General features: G+C 43.3%; 16 protein-coding genes and 4 tRNA genes. 9 read left to right on the top strand and 11 right to left on the bottom strand.

Annotated elements, in window-relative coordinates; translation table 11 throughout:
* Positions 1 to 2: 2 nt before the first annotated feature.
* A complete protein-coding gene (gene hemL / locus ACQKC9_RS07450) occupies positions 3 to 1,304 on the top strand; it encodes a glutamate-1-semialdehyde 2,1-aminomutase (protein WP_427621202.1) in 1,302 nt (433 codons plus the stop codon).
* A gap of 161 nt (positions 1,305 to 1,465) precedes the next feature.
* Here the strand turns inward: hemL and ACQKC9_RS07445 are convergent, their stop codons facing one another.
* Positions 1,466 to 1,801 (bottom strand): Mpo1-like protein, encoded by a 336-nt coding sequence (locus tag ACQKC9_RS07445; RefSeq protein ID WP_427621421.1) that lies wholly within the window; start codon positions 1,799 to 1,801, stop codon positions 1,466 to 1,468.
* A gap of 460 nt (positions 1,802 to 2,261) precedes the next feature.
* On the opposite strand from ACQKC9_RS07445, the gene ppx reads away from it, so the two are divergent.
* From ppx to ACQKC9_RS07420, 5 genes are all read left to right on the top strand, one after another.
* Complete coding sequence (ppx, locus tag ACQKC9_RS07440; RefSeq protein WP_201548998.1) at positions 2,262 to 3,827, top strand: exopolyphosphatase; 1,566 nt, start codon at positions 2,262 to 2,264, stop codon at positions 3,825 to 3,827.
* Between the two features lie 177 nt (positions 3,828 to 4,004).
* Positions 4,005 to 4,808, top strand: a complete 804-nt coding sequence (locus ACQKC9_RS07435; RefSeq protein ID WP_427621200.1) for an acetyl-CoA carboxylase carboxyltransferase subunit alpha — start codon at positions 4,005 to 4,007, stop codon at positions 4,806 to 4,808.
* A gap of 166 nt (positions 4,809 to 4,974) precedes the next feature.
* Positions 4,975 to 6,561, top strand: a complete 1,587-nt coding sequence (gene tilS / locus ACQKC9_RS07430; RefSeq protein WP_427621198.1) for a tRNA lysidine(34) synthetase TilS — start codon at positions 4,975 to 4,977, stop codon at positions 6,559 to 6,561.
* Between the two features lie 177 nt (positions 6,562 to 6,738).
* The gene (proC, locus tag ACQKC9_RS07425; protein ID WP_427621197.1) at positions 6,739 to 7,572 is read left to right on the top strand and encodes a pyrroline-5-carboxylate reductase; all 834 of its coding nucleotides are present in this window, start codon (positions 6,739 to 6,741) and stop codon (positions 7,570 to 7,572) included.
* A 119-nt stretch (positions 7,573 to 7,691) separates the two neighbouring features.
* Complete coding sequence (locus tag ACQKC9_RS07420) at positions 7,692 to 8,261, top strand: YggT family protein (RefSeq protein WP_427621195.1); 570 nt, start codon at positions 7,692 to 7,694, stop codon at positions 8,259 to 8,261.
* Positions 8,262 to 8,369: 108 nt separating this feature from the next.
* Here the strand turns inward: ACQKC9_RS07420 and ACQKC9_RS07415 are convergent, their stop codons facing one another.
* Positions 8,370 to 9,164 (bottom strand): hydroxymethylpyrimidine/phosphomethylpyrimidine kinase, encoded by a 795-nt coding sequence (locus tag ACQKC9_RS07415; protein ID WP_427621193.1) that lies wholly within the window; start codon positions 9,162 to 9,164, stop codon positions 8,370 to 8,372.
* Between the two features lie 351 nt (positions 9,165 to 9,515).
* Between ACQKC9_RS07415 and ACQKC9_RS07410 the strand changes: the two genes are divergently transcribed.
* The 3 genes from ACQKC9_RS07410 to ACQKC9_RS07400 all read left to right on the top strand — a co-directional run bounded on the left by ACQKC9_RS07410 (position 9,516) and on the right by ACQKC9_RS07400 (position 10,855).
* Positions 9,516 to 9,605, top strand: a tRNA-Ser gene (locus tag ACQKC9_RS07410).
* Between the two features lie 181 nt (positions 9,606 to 9,786).
* Positions 9,787 to 9,863: transfer RNA gene (locus ACQKC9_RS07405), tRNA-Arg, on the top strand.
* Positions 9,864 to 10,192: 329 nt separating this feature from the next.
* A complete protein-coding gene (locus ACQKC9_RS07400) occupies positions 10,193 to 10,855 on the top strand; it encodes an RDD family protein (protein WP_160022777.1) in 663 nt (220 codons plus the stop codon).
* A gap of 97 nt (positions 10,856 to 10,952) precedes the next feature.
* Here ACQKC9_RS07400 and ACQKC9_RS07395 read toward each other — a convergent pair whose 3' ends face one another.
* The 9 genes from ACQKC9_RS07395 to lolB form a co-directional block, all read right to left on the bottom strand.
* Positions 10,953 to 11,978 (bottom strand): calcium/sodium antiporter, encoded by a 1,026-nt coding sequence (locus tag ACQKC9_RS07395; RefSeq protein WP_427621192.1) that lies wholly within the window; start codon positions 11,976 to 11,978, stop codon positions 10,953 to 10,955.
* Between the two features lie 188 nt (positions 11,979 to 12,166).
* Entirely contained in the window at positions 12,167 to 12,547 is a 381-nt protein-coding gene (gene panD, locus ACQKC9_RS07390) for an aspartate 1-decarboxylase (protein WP_010196068.1), read from the bottom strand.
* A 100-nt stretch (positions 12,548 to 12,647) separates the two neighbouring features.
* Complete coding sequence (gene pth / locus ACQKC9_RS07385; RefSeq protein WP_427621191.1) at positions 12,648 to 13,229, bottom strand: aminoacyl-tRNA hydrolase; 582 nt, start codon at positions 13,227 to 13,229, stop codon at positions 12,648 to 12,650.
* 176 nt (positions 13,230 to 13,405) lie between these two features.
* On the bottom strand, positions 13,406 to 14,086 hold the full coding sequence (locus ACQKC9_RS07380) for a 50S ribosomal protein L25/general stress protein Ctc (protein WP_057758040.1): 681 nt from the start codon (positions 14,084 to 14,086) through the stop codon (positions 13,406 to 13,408).
* Between the two features lie 428 nt (positions 14,087 to 14,514).
* The gene (locus ACQKC9_RS07375; RefSeq protein WP_057758042.1) at positions 14,515 to 15,462 is read right to left on the bottom strand and encodes a ribose-phosphate pyrophosphokinase; all 948 of its coding nucleotides are present in this window, start codon (positions 15,460 to 15,462) and stop codon (positions 14,515 to 14,517) included.
* 109 nt (positions 15,463 to 15,571) lie between these two features.
* A tRNA-Gln gene (locus tag ACQKC9_RS07370) sits at positions 15,572 to 15,647 on the bottom strand.
* A gap of 240 nt (positions 15,648 to 15,887) precedes the next feature.
* Positions 15,888 to 15,963: transfer RNA gene (locus tag ACQKC9_RS07365), tRNA-Gln, on the bottom strand.
* 167 nt (positions 15,964 to 16,130) lie between these two features.
* Entirely contained in the window at positions 16,131 to 17,096 is a 966-nt protein-coding gene (gene ispE / locus ACQKC9_RS07360) for a 4-(cytidine 5'-diphospho)-2-C-methyl-D-erythritol kinase (protein ID WP_427621190.1), read from the bottom strand.
* 90 nt (positions 17,097 to 17,186) lie between these two features.
* Complete coding sequence (gene lolB / locus ACQKC9_RS07355) at positions 17,187 to 17,819, bottom strand: lipoprotein insertase outer membrane protein LolB (RefSeq protein WP_427621189.1); 633 nt, start codon at positions 17,817 to 17,819, stop codon at positions 17,187 to 17,189.
* Positions 17,820 to 17,823 lie beyond the last annotated feature (4 nt).

Genomic DNA, 17,823 nt, shown 5'->3' with positions numbered 1-17,823 from the left:
CTATGAGTACTAAAAACGAACAGCTCTTTGCACAAGCCAGTAAACATATCCCAGGTGGCGTTAACTCGCCAGTCCGCGCCTTTGCTGGAGTCGGTGGTACGCCAATCTTTATGCACCGTGCCAACGGTAGCAAAATTTATGATACCGAAGACAATGCTTATATTGACTATGTTGGCTCTTGGGGCCCAATGATTTTGGGTCATGCACACCCAAAAGTCATCGATGCGGTGAAAAAAGCGGCCGATGATGGTCTAAGCTTTGGTACACCAACGCCGTTTGAAACTACGGTTGCTGATAAGATTTGTGAAATCGTGCCTAGCGTTGAGATGATTCGTATGACCAGCTCTGGTACAGAAGCGACCATGAGTGCGATTCGCTTAGCACGTGGTTATACTCAGCGTGACAAAATCGTTAAGTTTGAAGGCTGCTACCATGGGCATTCAGACAGCCTGCTAGTAAAAGCTGGCTCTGGCATGCTTGATATTGGTGAGCCAACGTCAAAAGGTGTGCCAGCAGATTTTGCTAAGCATACTATTACGATTCCTTATAATGATCCGCAAGCGATTAAAGATTGTTTTGAGAAATGGGGCGAAGAAGTCGCTTGCGTTATCTTAGAGCCTATCGCTGGCAACATGAACATGGTCATTCCGACACAAGAATTCCATGATACGTTGCGCGCAGAATGTACGGCTAATGGCGCGGTATTAATCTTTGATGAAGTGATGACGGGCTTCCGCGTTGGTCTTGGCGGTGCGCAAGCCCATTTCGGTATCGATCCTGATTTAACTTGCTTTGGTAAAATCATCGGTGCTGGCTTACCTGTTGGTGCTTTCGGTGGTAAAAAAGAAGTCATGTCTTGCATCGCGCCACTTGGCGGTGTCTATCAAGCTGGTACATTATCAGGCAATCCACTAGCGATGCGCGCTGGTATCGCCATGTTTGAGGACTTAACAGCAGAAGGTTTCTACGACGAGTTAGCAGCGAAAGTTGATCACCTAGTAGACGGTTTCCAAGCGGCAGCTGACAAACATGGTATTCATCTACGTACCAATAAGCTTGGCGGCATGTTTGGCATGTTCTTTGTCAAAGACGGCGCAACTGAAACACCAAAGAACTTCGATGACGTGACAGAGTGCGATATGGACGTATTCAATACTTTCTTCCACGGTATGCTAGATCGCGGTATTTACTTGGCACCGTCAGCTTATGAAGCAGGCTTTATGTCTATCAAACATAGCGATGAAGATATTGATGCGTCAATCAAGGCAGCTGATGAGATATTTGCAGAAATGGCAAAAGCATAGTTTAGCTATGTAAGTTATTAGCTCGTTAAAAAGTTGCAGTTTAAAAAACCAGCAAGATCGTCCTGTGATCTCTGCTGGTTTTTTTGTTTATCGATATCTTATTTATAATCGTATTGGGAAGAATATAAAGTTTGTCATTTAATTTATATGACGACTAAACGTTATCGTGCTTTATCAAACTTGCGATCTCTCAAGCTCAGATTGCCTCGTAGCACATCGCTATACATACGAAAATCACTGACAAAGCTTTTCAATGGAAACTTAAAAGAAGCGGGTTTGTTCTTTTCAAAGAAAAAATGTCCAACCCATGCACAAGCATATCCAGCGGCAATCCCCTTTACCAAAGGTTTGGCTGAGCCAGTTTTGACAGATGTTGCCAGTCCAAGTAAGCCAAAGCTACTGCCTGCGAAATGTAGGCGGCGACAGGCCATGTTTTGATGCTCATCTAAGTAAAAATCATAAAATGCCTGTTTAGGCGAACTTTCAGTTTTTACCATGTCTTTTTTAGCGCTGCTGATAGGGGTCTCAGTATTTTGGGTAGCGTCTTTTGTGATGGTCTGATTCATGTGACTAGCTTCCTTGCTGGTGAGGTTGATGACTATTAATTACAGATGGTTTTTAACCGATTAGCTGGTGGCTTTTGAAGTGAGTGATACGGATAAAAATTCTGTAAATAACGGTTTTTTATCATGATGTTGATAGCTTTCAATGTAGCAAACCGATATGCGTAACACAAGCGCTAGATACTGAGCCGATACCTGTCAGCTTACACGGTGGTCGTCGATGTCCCTGCTACAGTTTTGCATTGCTTGCGAGTGTTTGGCATAAATGCTTTAATGATAAAATTGCCCTGATTTTTGTGGTTACTACTTTTTTCTATACATGTGATTTTATAACTATATAGCACGTGATTTTGGTAAACTATCCACTCTCTCTAACACGGTGACGACTTGTCCTATGCCTATTGACTACCTTACGAATCCGCCTATTGGCGATGATGAAATGATGGCAGCCATCGATATTGGTTCCAACAGTTTCCATTTGGCCATTGCTCGTCTTGACCATGGGGAAGTGCGAAAAGTAGTCTCGATGTCTGAAAAGGTACAGCTCGCTGCCGGTCTGGACGAAAATAATATCCTAAGCGCAGCAGCCGAGCAGCGCGGTCTTGATTGTTTAAGCCGCTTTGTGGCGCGCTTGGATTCAGTACCGCCAGAGCGTATTCGTGTGGTGGCGACCAATGCATTGCGTCAAGCCAAAAACGCCAACGATTTTATTTCCCGTGCCAATAAAATCCTGCCAAAACCTATTGAGATTATCGCGGGCCGCGAAGAGGCGCGATTGATTTATTTGGGCGTCTCGCATACCAACGAGAGTAGTGATAAGCGCTTGGTTATGGATATTGGCGGTGGTTCGACAGAGTTTATTATTGGTCAAAATTTCGATCCATTGTTGACTGAAAGTTTACAAATGGGCTGTGTTTCTTTTACCCAAAAATTCTTTGCTGACGGGCTGATTACTAAAGAAGCTTTTAATAGTGCGATTTCGGGTGCACGCAAAGAAGTCTTAGCCATTAATGGTCGCTACCAAAAAACTGGCTGGAGCAGTGTGGTCGGCTCAAGCGGTACGATTAAAGCGGTGCGTAATGTCCTAGTGTCAAAAGGTTGGGCCGATGAACAAGAGCGCATTACTTATAAAGGTGTCAAAAAATTAGAGAAATTGCTGATTAAAATTGGCAATATCGATGATATCGAGTTAGAAGGCGTCAAAGAACATCGTAAAGCTGTATTTCCTGCTGGTGTGGCAGTGCTGCGCGCGGTGATGAAAGTATTAGGCGTTGAGACCATTACCTACTCAGATGGTGCGTTACGTGAAGGTGTTATGTACGATATGCTCGGACGCTTTGCTAGTGAAGATGTGCGTGACCGCAGTGTATTGGCATTAATCAAGCGTTATTCAGGGGACAAAAAGCAAGCCAAGCAAGTGGTGAAAACCAGCCGTCATTTATTTGAACAAGTAAAAGACAAGCTTGCGCTGTCCAATGATGATTGCGACTTGCTCAGACGTGCTGCTTTCTTGCATGAGATAGGACTGGCAATCAGTCACAGTAGTTATCACAAGCATAGCGCATATTTACTTGAATACTCTGATATTCCAGGATTCTCGCAAGTCGATCAAAAACGCATGGCACAGTTGATGCTGAACCATCGCCGCAAGCTCAAAGCCGATATGCTAGAGCAGACTTGTCAGATTGGTGGTGATCAGTTGGTCTATCTCTGCTTATTATTGCGCCTCGCCGTACTGGCACATCATAGCCGCAGTGATTATGCGCTACCAGAGCTAGAACTAAAGGTAGTCGCTGAAAACAGTTGGCAAATCACCTTAGCGGATAGCAGTGAGCATTATGCGTTCTTGCTGGCAGATTTGCGTACTGAGATTGACCAGTTTGCTAAGTGGGGCGTACAGCTTAGTGTGATTGAAGCTCAAGAGGCCGAGACTCCAGAGGTTGAGCAGTTACCATTGTAAGTATTGAGTTAAAGATTAACGTAACAAAAGCGGCGTTGTCGATAATGTCATGCTATTTAAGATGTGCTACTATAGCTCCTATTGAGTTTACAACTGTACTTTCATTATCTGAATACGGATAACGATATTATTCTTAAACATAAATACATTAAGTATAATTATTAAAGGGAAGCGTCTATGAGCACTGTCTGGGATAGTGTGCAGCTTGCACGACACGCCAAGCGTCCATTATTTATGGACTATGTTAATCAGCTTTTTACCGAATTTGACAAGTTGCATGGCGACCGTGCTTTTGCCGATGACAAAGCCATTTTAGGTGGTCTTGCGCGTTTTGATGGTCAGCCTGTGATGGTAATTGGTCAGCATCGTGGTCGTAGTACCCGTGAGCGTATTGCTCATAACTTTGGTATGGCCAATCCTGAAGGCTATCGCAAAGTGATTCGTTTGGTCAAAATGGCAGAGCGCTTTAACATTCCAGTGATGACCTTTGTAGATACCCAAGGTGCTTATCCTGGTATTGGCGCAGAAGAGCGCGGACAGGCGCAAGCGATTGCAGAGAGCATCGCTGTATTCTCTAGTCTGAAAGTGCCTGTAATCGTGACTATCATTGGTGAAGGTGGCTCAGGCGGCGCATTGGCAATTGGTGTTGGCGATAAAGTAAACATGCTACAAAACAGTATTTACTCAGTGATCTCGCCAGAAGGCTGTGCTTCTATTCTTTGGAAGACCGCTGAAAAAGCACAAGACGCTAGTGAAGCACTAAAATTAAACGCCATTAACCTGTATCAAATGGGTTTGATTGACGCTGTTATCGAAGAGGGCGAAGGCGCACATGTGCAGCCACAACCAGTAATGAATGCCTTAAAAGCATTGATTACTGAGCAGCTTGATGAGATTAAAGATTTAGATCCTCAAGAGCGTTGTGAACTACGTTATGAAAAACTAAAGTCTTTTAACTCAGAAGTGATGTTGCCTGCTTAATTGGTTGTTATGGCGCCTTCATTACGAAGTCGCTATTATTAATAATAGGCTTTTCATATTAGAGTTTGAGTCTTAATGCTAAAATAAAAACGTGTCATTTAATGGCACGTTTTTTTATGGCTGTTATTATATGAAGCATATAACGTAACTAAAAATAAGGCTGACTATGACCAGCAGCGCAATCATCTCACATCCTATTAAATCAATTGGCGATTTGCCAGTGGATGAGACACTAGCAACCGCATTATTAAGCAGTATGTCTGTGTATAGTGATCAGCTGCACGGTCGTCGTCTTTGGCTGGCATGTAGTGGTGGGCGTGATTCATTGGCACTTGCGGCGCTGTGTGTGCAGCTCTATCGACAAGGTAAATTGCCATGTCTACCGCAGCTGTTACATGTCGATCATGGCTTGCAGTCGGATAGTCAGCATTGGGCCAAGCATGTTGCCAACTGGGCGCAAGCGCAGCAGATACCTTGTCGCATTTTACAGGCACAAGTAAATGGGCGTGATGAGCAAGCAGCACGGCAAGCTCGCTATGACGTCATGCGGGCTCATATCAATCAAAACGATGTATTACTATTAGCACATCACGCTGATGACCAAGTTGAAACGGTGTTGATGCGATTGATTCAAGGAGCTGGGGTTAACGGCTTGTCTGGTATGCAGCCATGGCGAGTGCAAACGCAGGGCGCACAGTGCAATATCCTTTGGCGACCTTGGCTCACGATACGACGAGCCACTATTAGCGCCTACGCCAAGCGCTTAGAGTTGCCTTATATAGATGATCCTACCAATGACAGCGGCGACAACGTACGTAGTGGGCTACGCCGCGACATTATGCCAATACTGGCTACATACAATCCTAATGTCATTGATAATATCGCTCGAAGTACGCAGCTGTTAAGTGATGCACAGGAAACAGTCAATGCTCAAGCTATGCAGGACATGCAGCAGACGGAGAGTGCAGACCTGCAATTTTTACCCACACAGCGCTCGCTAAATGTCGATGTGTTGCAAAAGCTACCCATGTATCGTCAGCGGCAACTATTACACTATTGGCTCGGTCAAGATGAGCCATTACCACCTGCTAAGCAACTCGTCGATGATGTACTAACTCTCAGCCAACGTGATGACCAAGATCACCAGACAGAACTGTTTTGGCAAGGTCGCAAGGCGTCTTATACCATTCGGCGCTATCGTCAGCAGCTCTATCGTATGAGCAGCGAGTGGCTGTCTTGGCTAAACGTACCGTTGACCAAGCAGGTACTACCATTATCCAGACTGACCTTATCTAGTAACTCATCTAGTCATTCAGCTAATAATTTCACATCACTCACTATGCGTAGCAGTGGTCGTTATACTTGGCAGTTGCAAGTGAAGGTAGATGCGCTGGTACGATTGTTGGAAAACAGTACAGACGGCATAGCGAAACAGATAGTGTTAAAAATAGCGCCGTTAGACCGTAAGCAACGGTTAAAGACCGAGATGGCTACGCGCCCACAAGCAGGCAAAAAACTGTATCAAACGCTGGGGATTCCACTATGGCTGCGAGAAAGCTTAATAGTAGTCAGCATTACCTTTATAAATGAATTCGAAAATGGAAATGATATACAAACTGATATCCCTCTATTACTAGCGTCACCATTTGAGAGTTGGCTCTTGAGTTCTGAGCAGACGGATAGCGATACCGATAGCGATGACAAAAGCAATCAATTAGCTGAGTACATCAAAAGTGAGCTTAGACTAAAATAGAAAGCGTCAAAAGTTTAATATCCGTTGGCTGACTCATTGATTTTTATCAGGTTGAAGTCAGCTGTGACATTTTGAATTTATCAAACGGTGATAGTGGCAGTATGATAAACTGAGTGTCGTTTTACATATCAGTATGTTAAGTTGAATACCTTTGAATTTTGTGACTAGGAGACAAGTATGTCGGTATTAGATAATAAAAAAATCAGTTTTATTGGTGGCGGAAACATGGCACAAGCGCTCATTAGCGGGCTTGTGGGTTGTGGCATCAAACCAAATTTGATCACGGTCGCCGATCCTAGCAGCGATGCACGTGAGCAATTAGCCGCCAAAGGTCTAAATACTGTTGATCCAATGGCTGATCCAAAGTCTGCTGTGATCGGTGCAGATATCGTGGTGCTAGCCGTAAAACCACAAATGATGAAGGTGGTCGTTGGTGCTTTTGCAGATGTGCTAGACACCCAATTGGTCATTTCAGTGGCGGCAGGTTTATCGACTGATCTTTTATCAAACATGTTGGGCGGCTATAGCAATATCGTCCGTGCAATGCCAAACACGCCTTCTATGATTCAAATGGGTGCGACTGGCCTTTATGGTACAGACAATATCTCAGCGGAACAGAAGCAGCTAGCAACAGCCGTTATGGAAGCATCAGGTTTGGTCATGTGGGTTGATGACGAAGAGCATATGCATGCGGTTACAGCCGTATCAGGTTCAGCGCCAGCGTATATGTTTTACTTTATTGAATCGATGGTCGATGGGGCAGTTGCATTAGGGCTGGATAAAGAACAAGCCTCAGCGCTTGCTATGCAGACCATGTTAGGTGCTGCAAAAATGGCGATGAACAGTGATGATGCACCAGCTGAGCTACGCCGTAAAGTCACTTCACCGAACGGTACTACTCAAGCAGCGGTTGAGTCAATGCAAGCCAATGAGATTGGTCGTCAAATCAGCGAGGCCATGCAAGCTTGCTATGATCGTAGCCAAGCGTTAAGTGAAGAGATGAGTAAATAAACACTGACAAGGTGTGCTGTGAGTCACCACTGACGACACACCTTATGTAATCATCAGCATCTGATAATGACATTTGTCATCCTAGAATCTGTTAATAATGTCACATTGAGTAGCACTTCATGAACAACATGTTATTTCAAGTTTTTGATTTGGTCACCACATTCGCTATGATGCTGGTGTTTATTCGTTTTATGTTGCAGTTTGCAGGGATGGATGCGAGCAATCCGATGATTGCACCTGCTTATAAAGCGACGCATATCGTCGATGTATTTGGGCGTATTTTTCCGACTGTTGCACAGGGTCGTATTAGCATTGCCGCTATCGTGCTGATGTTTTTGATTCGTCTAATCGACATCTCTGGAAAGGCCGCATTAACGCATAAAGGTATTGCCCCTGTACCGCTATTCTTTACGGGTACGACTAGCTTATTGTTAGACTTTTTACGCATGTGTCGCTATCTGGTGATTGGTTCTATCATCGTTAGCTGGATTGTGGTGTTTACCAGATCTGAGCATCCGATTATTGGCATTATCATTAATTTGGCTGAGCCTATTTTAGCCCCGTTTCGTCGTATCACGCCAAATTTAGGTATGCTCGATTTATCGCCAATGGTGGCTTTCTTAGCATTTTATTTGCTTGAAATATTCATCGGTGGTTTGGCTGCGAGTGTGTTGCCAACGTTAGGTTAAGTCTAATAGAGTTAAATTTAAAAACTGTCATAAAAAAGGCGTTCTATAAAAATATAGAGCGCCTTTTTTGCGTCTGTTACTTGGGTAAGCTCTTGCTTTGTAAATATTCTAAAAACGAACAAAGCGATTTGGTATGAGTTGAGCTTGCAAATCATCAGGATGCGGTGCATCAGCTGCCCGCAATGTCTGGGTAATCCAACTATCTGCCGCTTTTACCGCATCAATGAGAACATCGCCCATTGCCAAGCGTCCAGCGATAAAGCTGGCGAGTGAACATCCTGAGCCATGGAACTCACCATCTAAGCGCGGCAAAGTACTTTTATGGACCATTTCACCCTGTATATATAAGTACTGCTCGATGTCACCACTATCAAAATCATGTGAGGTTTTTACGAGTACCGCATGAGCACCTTGAGCACATAGCTTTTGTGCACCGACATGCAGGTCTTGCTCTCCGCTAAGCGCACGTAGCTCATGAGTATTTGGGGTGACTAAAGTAGCATAGGGAAGCAATTGCCTAAAGGCGCTAACCAAAGTTTTTTCATCGCCCAAGCTGCCACCGCTATTCGCGACTAGTACAGGGTCTAAGACAAATGGCGTATCCTTATCAATAACTTGATCAGCAAATAGTTCGGTTAACATTGCGATATTATCAGTGGTGCCGAGCATACCTGACTTGATAGCACTAACAGGCAAGTCATCAAGCACCGCAGTAGCTTGAGCTTTCACCAATGATGCCGCACAAGCCTCAAAGCCAAATACCTGCTGTGAGCTTTGGATAGTAACCGCTGTACACGCGATGGCTGCATGTGCCCCTGACTGTCCAATGGCTTCGATATCCGCTTGTAATCCAGCACCGCCTGAAGGATCTAATCCTGAAAAACACAGTACGACAGGTCGCATAACAGCTCCTTTTGAGATATTTTAAAGTAAGTGATAAATACTATAGCCACCTACTACTAAAAAATCTATCATAGTCTTATGCTTGTGGATGAGGTGCAAGACGGTAGAGTGAGTAGACCTAATATTAGTGAGCAGTTTAGTTGTTATATTTAGCAATGATAGGTCGCAATTTTCCGTATAAAAATGCAATATAAGTACTTATATCTATAATTTTGATAAAAGCCGCATTAAATCTGTAGACAACGCTTGCAATTCATTTTGGCTTTGTTATAATACTCGCCCACGACATGAGACGTATTGTTAGCATCAGTACTATGTTTATAGATTTTTTATAAATGTCTTGAATCGTTAGGTGAAGTGGGTGAGTGGCTGAAACCAGTTCCCTGCTAAGGAACCATACGTGTAAGCGTATCGAGGGTTCGAATCCCTCCTTCACCGCCATTTATTCAGTTGTTATTAGAGTAGTAACGCAATATACTGCGTTAAACATTTTAATAATTAATTCAAAAAATAATTTGTTTTAATTAAAAAAGATGTTGACACAAGCGATATTATCTATATAATGACCAACCTAATTTACTGCAAAAGATATTATCTTCGCAGTGGATAAAGTGCAAAATACGCGCCTGTAGCTCAGTTGGATAGAGCACTTGGCTACGAACTAAGGGGTCGGGAGTTCGAATCTCTCCAGGCGCACCATTTGCATAATAGCTTAATTTAAGCTAAAAAATATTAAAATAATCGCCTGTCTTATGACAATTGGCGGTTTTTTTATGTCTGTAACTTTTACCCTTCTACTTATTTATTCTACGACCATCTCTTATATGTAGCATGATTGGATATTGGATAGCCAACTAACAATATTAAAGAGCAATCTAAGATATTGGAGAGCCATCTATTATATTGGACAGTCATCTACAGTGTTAGGCCATCTATGATGTTAGACAGTCATCTAGGATAATGTACGATAGCCCCACCATTTACGGTACAATAGCGTTACTATTCACTGCTTGCTATGAGCTTGTACCATGTCAAAAAGTCCATCTAAACGTCCGTCAAAAACAACTCGCAAATCAAAGCCTCAATCGAGTGCGCCTGTACAGCAAGATCCTAACGAAGAGCCAACCATCGCTAAGCCCATGATTCGTGTCGTGGCGATTCTCTATGATGGTATGCTGATTTTGGCACTGTTATTTTTGGTAGGAACGATACTAACCGTCGTTGGTACGCTGTTGACTATGGAAACGGGTACTGAATCCTCACAGGCTCAGTCGCTACCGCTTTGGTATCAGAACGCCATTATGACGCCATCATTTGTACTGACGCTCGTGGCGTTCTACGGGATATTCTGGCGCCGTGGTGGTCAGACATTGGGTATGCAGACGTGGCGGTTAAAAACGATTAATGATGCAGGCCAATGGCTAACGTGGGGACAGTCGTTTAAGCGTATTTTGGCCGCTTGTTTGATGCCGCTGATTTTTGGTATTATTGGCAGTCTTATTGATGGGTCACGCGCCGCCTTATTGGCCAGCGCGTTTCTTGGTTTAGTATTCAACTATGTGTTCTGTCTGTTCAACCCTCGCGGTCTGGCAGTACAAGATATGTTGTCCAACACCATCACCCTAAAAATGCCGAAAGTGGCACATGAAGGGCTATGGCGCGGTTTTAAAAATCGTAAGAAAAAACCGTAGTCTGATTTTATTGACGTAACAATTTTTATTGAACTAGTAACTCTTATCGACGTAATAATTTAGTTGTACCAATGCTCAGTTGGTTCAGTCTAAACAGTTACATACTAACGCTTTGGATCAGCCATGCGGTGTAGCCCATAAAGAACAACACTAATGTGGCACCTGACGTACGACCGAACTGGCGTTTTGTTTTAAAGGCAAATACGCATAGTGTCACTAGCAATATCGTCAAGACTCCCATTGCCATCACATCACGCGATAGAATCACTGGGTCGGCTGCGATAGGAGCAATGACCGTTGCCAAGCCGACAACTGCCAAAGTATTGAAGATATTAGAGCCGATGATATTGCCAAGCGCCATATCATGTTCGCCTTTACGGGCAGCTGATAAGCTCGATACCAGTTCAGGCAGTGAGGTCCCGACTGCGACAATCGTTAGACCAATGATAAGCTCACTGAGCCCCCATAGCGTTGCCAACTCGACAGCGCCCCAAACGATAGCACGTGAGCTAGCTACTAGCATCAGCATACCTATAATTAAACTGACAAGACCACGCGTTACGCTTGGTTCTAGCTTTTCTAAGCTCTCTGAGTTATCTAAGTGCTCTAAGTTATTTGAGTGCGCTGAGTTAGCATTAGCCACGACTACATCGTCTTCGTGCTCATGATAGCCTTCGCGTATACTCATTATGATCTGTAGGCCTAAGACGGCGACCAATAGTATTAATAGTACGATACCATCAACTTGGCTCAATGTCCCATCACGTAGCTGCCAAGCGGCGATGACTGTAATCAGTAGCAGCAAGGGCAAGTCGCGCTTTACAATGCCTCTACGGATGATAATAGGGCTAATCAATACAGTTGCACCGAGTACCAATGCGATGTTGATGATATTTGAGCCATAAGCGTTACCTAGAGCCAGCTCAGGGCTGCCTTCTATCGCTGCTAGTACTGATACCACCATCTCAGGCGCTGACGTGCCTATACCCAATATTAAGACACCAATTAAGAAGCTAGGCACACTAAACTTCTTTGCTAGTGCTGTCGCCCCATCAATAAAGACATCGGCACTCCAAACTAAAATTGCTAACCCAATCAGTATTGCAAGCGCGGCCAACCACATCAGTATGTTTCCTTGTATATGATGAAAAATGTGAATTTGATAAATAAAAATGGCATAAAAAAAGCTGAATCGAAATGAAGATTCAGCTTTCCCTTTAGCATCGAGATTTTTAGTAATAATAGCAGCTAATTCAAAGATGTAACTTTGTGTTTATCTTAAATTTACCAAAACCTCACCATCCTGTCATATTAAGCAACTTGTACAGGAATGATATTTGCTGTGTCTTTAACGGTGTTGTCTTCGTTGCAATAGACCAGTTTTGGCTGATACGTTGACGCTTCAACTTCATCAAAATGCGCGTAAGCACAAATGATAACGATATCGCCCAAATCTGCCATATGAGCCGCAGCACCATTTAATGAGATAATACCAGAGCCCGCCTCAGCACGGATAGCATAGGTGCGAAAGCGCTTACCGTTGGTCACGTTATAGATATCAATAGATTCATTTTCGCGTAGACCAGCAAGATCTAATAGATCGCCGTCGATACCGCAAGAGCCTTCATAGTGAAGTTCAGCGTGGGTAACACGGGCACGGTGTAATTTGCATTTAAGCATATTAAGTAGCATAGGTTGGTTCCTTGGCGTAACTGATATTAATTAACTAAATCAAAAGGTTAATGGGGATAAAGCTGCCAAAATAAAAGGCTATTACTATAGAGGTAATATTTTATTCAGGTAATTTAAAGCCATTAATTTGTGAACGTGCTTTTTCGACATCACCATCTAACAACAATGGGAGCGCCTCAAAAGCAGCTGTCAGCGCGCTATCAATCGCAATCTGCTCATCAGGAGACGCTTTAGAGAGAACGTGTCCACTAACTTTAGACTTGTGACCAGGATGGCCGATACCCACACGCAGGCGATGAAAATCATTGCCAATATGCGGCGTGATATCACGTAGGCCGTTGTGACCACCATGTCCACCGTCTGTTTTGAGTTTGATACTACCAGCTGGAATATCGAGCTCATCATGAGCAATCAACAATTCATCATTTTTGATGCCATAGAAATTTACCATAGGCACCACTGACTGACCAGATTTATTCATAAACGTCATCGGCATAAGTAAACGCACATCAGACCCATGAATCTGCCCACGCCCTGTCACTCCGTGAAATTTCTTATCAGGGGAGAGCGTGATATTAAACTGCTGAGCCAAATGATGGACAAACCAAAATCCTGCATTATGACGCGTAAACATATACTGCTGACCAGGATTACCAAGACCGACAATAAGCTTTATGGCCATAAAAACACCCTGCTTGAATTTGATAAATAGGGGTAAGGTGCGAAGTACTGATAGACAGTTTATTTTCAAACCTTACTTACAAAAACAGCAGGAGATTTTAATCACCTGCTGTCTTATTGACTAAACGAATGTATCACTAACCAGCACAAAATAATGCACTAGTTAGAAATAGTATATTACTCGCTGTCTTTGTTTTCTTCAGTACCGTCGTTTTGCTCAGTTGCTGGTACTTCATCAGCATCAACGTCAGCATCAGCATCAACTTCTTCTACTGTTGGTGGCTGCATGTTAACGATAGTACGGTCATGGCCGTCTTCTAGCTCAAGCTCATGAATAACAACGCCTTCAGGAAGTTTGATGTCTGATAGACGGAACAAGTCACCGATTTCCATGCCTGATACATCTACTTCTAGGTATTCAGGAAGCTGTGATGGTAAGCAGATAACTTCGATATCCGATACTAGAGTAGATAGTACACCAGCAGCAGCAGTACCAGGCGCATCTTCACGACCAGTGAAATGAACAGGAACGTTCATGTGGATTTTCTGACCTTTTACAATGCGCTGGAAATCAGCATGCATTGGGAAGCCTTTAGCTGGATGGCGCTGCAAGTCTTTAATAACTGCTTGATGCTCTTCACCGTCAACGTTGATAGTCAAGATGTGTGAGAAAAACGCTTCGAATTCTAGTGATTTTACTAGTTCGTTAAGCTTGATAGAGATAGCTGTTGGCTCTTCGTTACCACCATAGATGATAGCAGGAACTAGGTTCTGCTTACGTAGGCGGCGGCTCGCACCTTTACCTTGTAGTTCAGCAGCACGATCAACGGCGTTTAGTTCAAAATGATTAATGCTCATGGATATAATCCTATAAAAAAAATGATGAAGTGTCTGGTCATAAAAAAGTGGATTTGCGACCAATCCACTAATACGTGATGATAGCTAATATTATCGTTACGAATAAACCTTGTAATGTCTAAGCTTAGCCATTTGCTTATAGCAGCGCTCGCTATGATAAATGATAATTACCATAACGATAGTTGCTGTTAAGCATGATCAGCACTTTTGATAGTGCTAGCCTAATAAAAACAACGAAAAGGTCAGCACAGGCGCGCATTATACGTGATTCTGTAGCAATAATAAAGACCTACGCAAAACGCCTACACAAAACAAAGCGCCAAGTAAGGATACTTGACGCTCTGTTTTTTAACTATTTAAGATGTCTTACTACAATCATTGCTACTAAGAATTACTGCAATAGCTGTTTTAAAAATAACTGTATCAGATTAAGCGTCAAACATCGCGCTAATAGATTCTTCGTTATTGATACGGCGTAAGCTTTCAGCAAGCATCGGTGCAATACTCACCTGACGGATTTTGCTACAAGCTTTGGCTTCAGCAGATAGTGGAATGGTATCGGTAACAACCACTTCATCCAATGCAGATTCGCTGATGTTTTTCAGTGCGTTGCCTGATAGGACAGGGTGCGTGATATAAGCTAAAACGCGACGGGCACCATTTTCTTTCAATGCTTCGGCAGCTTTACATAATGTACCTGCAGTATCGACCATGTCATCAACGATGACGCAATCACGGTCACGAACATCACCGATGATATGCATTACTTGTGACTCATTGGCACGAGCACGGCGCTTATCAATAATTGCCATGTCGGTATCGCCTAACTGTTTCGCCATCGCACGTGCACGAACCACGCCGCCTACGTCAGGTGAAACAACCATGATGTTATCATAGTCTTGTTTTTGTAGGTCGTTTAGCAATACAGGTGTGCCGTAGATGTTGTCTACAGGGATATCAAAGAAACCCTGAATCTGATCTGAGTGCAAATCAACAGTCATTACGCGGTCGATACTGACGATGTTCAGCATGTCGGCGACCACTTTAGCCGAGATAGGTACACGAGCTGAGCGTGGACGACGATCCTGACGAGCATAACCAAAATATGGCATGACAGCTGTGATACGGCCAGCACTAGAGCGACGCAAAGCGTCAGCCATCATCATGATTTCCATCAAGTTGTCGTTGGTCGGCGCACAAGTAGGCTGCATGATAAACACATCTTTACCACGTACGTGTTCTTTGATTTCCACGGCAATTTCGCCATCAGAAAAACGCGTGATGTCAGCTTTACCAAGAGGTATGTGAAGATGATCGGCTACGGTTTTTGCTAATTCTGGGTGGGCATTACCCGTAAAAATCGCCAAATAAGGCATGACAGAAGTCCTATTGATTGACTCAAGCAGCGACCGCTAAGCAGTGTCAAACTGCTCAAATTAAGAAAAGAGTGGTGAAGGTGTTGAAGTATACTATTACAGTAAAAAATGGCAGGGGTAGCTGGACTCGAACCAACGGATGTCAGGATCAAAACCTGATGCCTTACCAACTTGGCTATACCCCTGTAATGTCTAGGCTATGAACAACTGATATATAATAGCGACTAAGTAGTCGTTCTCAATATAGTGTCATGACCTGTCAGTTATCTAAAAAACGGATAATCCGTTTAAAACATAACTTTTCCCTAGCGGTGTCCATTGCGAACTATACCGAAACTGGGATAACGTTGTCAATGACAATAAGATAAGTGGCTGTCTATAAACCGCTTATACTCGATGTATCTCTAACGCTTCGTACTAAAAAATGGCAGGGGTAGCTGGACTCGAACCAACGGATGTCAGGATCAAAACCTGATGCCTTACCAACTTGGCTATACCCCTATTGTGGCGACCTATTATAAGTAAATTTTCAGATTTTGCAAGTCCTTTGCGCCTTTTTCTGGTATTTATTCATCATAGGTTACTGCTGGCGCTATTTTAGCAAATTAAAATAGGCAATCCTACCGTTGTCATTGTTTAGATGATAAGAAATCTAAAGGTTATATGTGCTATTTTAAGTTTCCAACGACATACCCTGCACAAGGCGCATCTGTAATCCACTTCGCCACAAGCTTTTTATCAGTGGCTACGCTTGCATCTAGAGGTAAAAACACGGCGCTACCAGAGCCAGTCATTCGTGCTGTGCTCAATGCTTGCGCTTCTAACCCCTGCAAATAACTTAAGGCATCTGCAACAGCAGGAGCGAGACTCTTGACCACTGGGGTAAAGACATTATGATAAGGCGTAGTGAGCGTTTGTACATATTCAGCGTATTGGTTTTGGATAGTTGCAACCGATAGAGGCGCGATATCTCGCTGTAGCTTGGGATGGGCAAATAGTTTGGCAGTATTTACATGAGCGTTAGGCGTCAGTACTAAATATTGCTGGTCAGGCAACTCAATCGTAGTTAGTTCCTCACCAATACCCATCGCAATAGCATCTTGGCCAAAGATAAATATAGGTACATCCGCACCCACAGTTGCGCCAATCTTTATGAGCTCAGTACAAGTAAAATTAAGCTGCCAAATTTTATTGAGCACTAACATCGTCGTTGCTGCATTAGATGAGCCACCACCCAATCCTGCACCCATTGGCAAGTGCTTATCTAAAGCGATATGCACTTTTGCTAACTGTTCAGGTAAAGTGTTTGACTGTATGGCAGATGCTAGCAATGCGCGCGCTGCTTTGAAAATTAAATTATCTTCTATATTAATAGTGATAGCCTCTGCACCATCTAATACTAGTAGCTGGTGACAGAGTTGATTAGCGCTTAATTCACGAGCTATAGTAGAAATTACGACATTGTTGCTAACCGAAAAATGCAAGTAATCGCCCCAGTCAAGCAGGCGAAAAACCGTTTGCAAATTATGATAGCCGTCGGTACGTTTACCCGTGATATGCAAAAACAGATTGAGTTTTGCAGGCGATAAACGAGTAATCATAGAAACAGATGGTTCGGCTATATTTTCAGTCATATTTTTTTATCATGAGGTGCAGTTATAAATAGCTATCTTAATGAGCAATGATGGTTTTTAGCAGGCTTTCTGTTGTTAATAAAAGATGAATTAGTGGTTAATCGTCATTACAACTTTGTTACCCTGTGGCTGTACAGCACTAATTTTACTAGGTAACTTATCCGTACCTTTATAAGTAAAGCTGGCTGTCCACTCACCATTGACTGAGCTAACTAAACGGCTCTGATCATCCAGTTGTGGCGCACTATCTGAAGGTGCTGGGCGACCAGAAATCCAGTAAGGCATTTGTGAAATTGGCGCTTGCCAACCAGTGGCTTTCTTTAGCAAAGTTTCAGGATCGTCAGCGGTCAATGTACCTGTCTTTTCGCTAACTAGAGTAGCGGTCTGACCATTGTATTCAATGTTGGTTTTACCGATACCAAGTGCGCCAATCAGCTCAATGGCAAATCGGTCGTTTTGCTGACCCCATGCATAGAACGCACTACCACCTTGAGTACCTGTCGAATCATTCGCAGGTGTCGTGACCCCAATTTTACCGGTGATATTGAAGCTCTCTAGCTTTTTGGGTTGCTCAGCGTTTTGACCTTGTACAGTGGTCGTTGGTTGGTTGGTCGCGTTGGCCGTTTTTAATGACTGACAACCAGAGGTAATGACCATTGCTGCAGTTATAGCAGTGAACAAAGCCAATTTATTTGGTTTATAAGAAGTGATTGATGCTGACATAATA

This window comes from Psychrobacter sp. NPDC078409, from assembly GCF_050268505.1.
Lineage (GTDB): Bacteria > Pseudomonadota > Gammaproteobacteria > Pseudomonadales > Moraxellaceae > Psychrobacter.
This window is presented reverse-complemented; position numbering and strand designations above follow the sequence as displayed.

Bases quoted from the DNA above. Each gene is read 5' to 3' on its own strand.
- hemL (WP_427621202.1), top strand. From the start codon at position 3: ATGAGTACTAAAAACGAACAGCTCTTTGCACAAGCCAGTAAACATATC.
- ACQKC9_RS07445 (WP_427621421.1), bottom strand. From the start codon at position 1,801: ATGGTAAAAACTGAAAGTTCGCCTAAACAGGCATTTTATGATTTTTAC.
- ppx (WP_201548998.1), top strand. From the start codon at position 2,262: ATGCCTATTGACTACCTTACGAATCCGCCTATTGGCGATGATGAAATG.
- ACQKC9_RS07435 (WP_427621200.1), top strand. From the start codon at position 4,005: ATGAGCACTGTCTGGGATAGTGTGCAGCTTGCACGACACGCCAAGCGT.
- tilS (WP_427621198.1), top strand. From the start codon at position 4,975: ATGACCAGCAGCGCAATCATCTCACATCCTATTAAATCAATTGGCGAT.
- proC (WP_427621197.1), top strand. From the start codon at position 6,739: ATGTCGGTATTAGATAATAAAAAAATCAGTTTTATTGGTGGCGGAAAC.
- ACQKC9_RS07420 (WP_427621195.1), top strand. From the start codon at position 7,692: ATGAACAACATGTTATTTCAAGTTTTTGATTTGGTCACCACATTCGCT.
- ACQKC9_RS07415 (WP_427621193.1), bottom strand. From the start codon at position 9,164: ATGCGACCTGTCGTACTGTGTTTTTCAGGATTAGATCCTTCAGGCGGT.
- ACQKC9_RS07400 (WP_160022777.1), top strand. From the start codon at position 10,193: ATGTCAAAAAGTCCATCTAAACGTCCGTCAAAAACAACTCGCAAATCA.
- ACQKC9_RS07395 (WP_427621192.1), bottom strand. From the start codon at position 11,978: ATGTGGTTGGCCGCGCTTGCAATACTGATTGGGTTAGCAATTTTAGTT.
- panD (WP_010196068.1), bottom strand. From the start codon at position 12,547: ATGCTACTTAATATGCTTAAATGCAAATTACACCGTGCCCGTGTTACC.
- pth (WP_427621191.1), bottom strand. From the start codon at position 13,229: ATGGCCATAAAGCTTATTGTCGGTCTTGGTAATCCTGGTCAGCAGTAT.
- ACQKC9_RS07380 (WP_057758040.1), bottom strand. From the start codon at position 14,086: ATGAGCATTAATCATTTTGAACTAAACGCCGTTGATCGTGCTGCTGAA.
- ACQKC9_RS07375 (WP_057758042.1), bottom strand. From the start codon at position 15,462: ATGCCTTATTTGGCGATTTTTACGGGTAATGCCCACCCAGAATTAGCA.
- ispE (WP_427621190.1), bottom strand. From the start codon at position 17,096: ATGACTGAAAATATAGCCGAACCATCTGTTTCTATGATTACTCGTTTA.
- lolB (WP_427621189.1), bottom strand. From the start codon at position 17,819: ATGTCAGCATCAATCACTTCTTATAAACCAAATAAATTGGCTTTGTTC.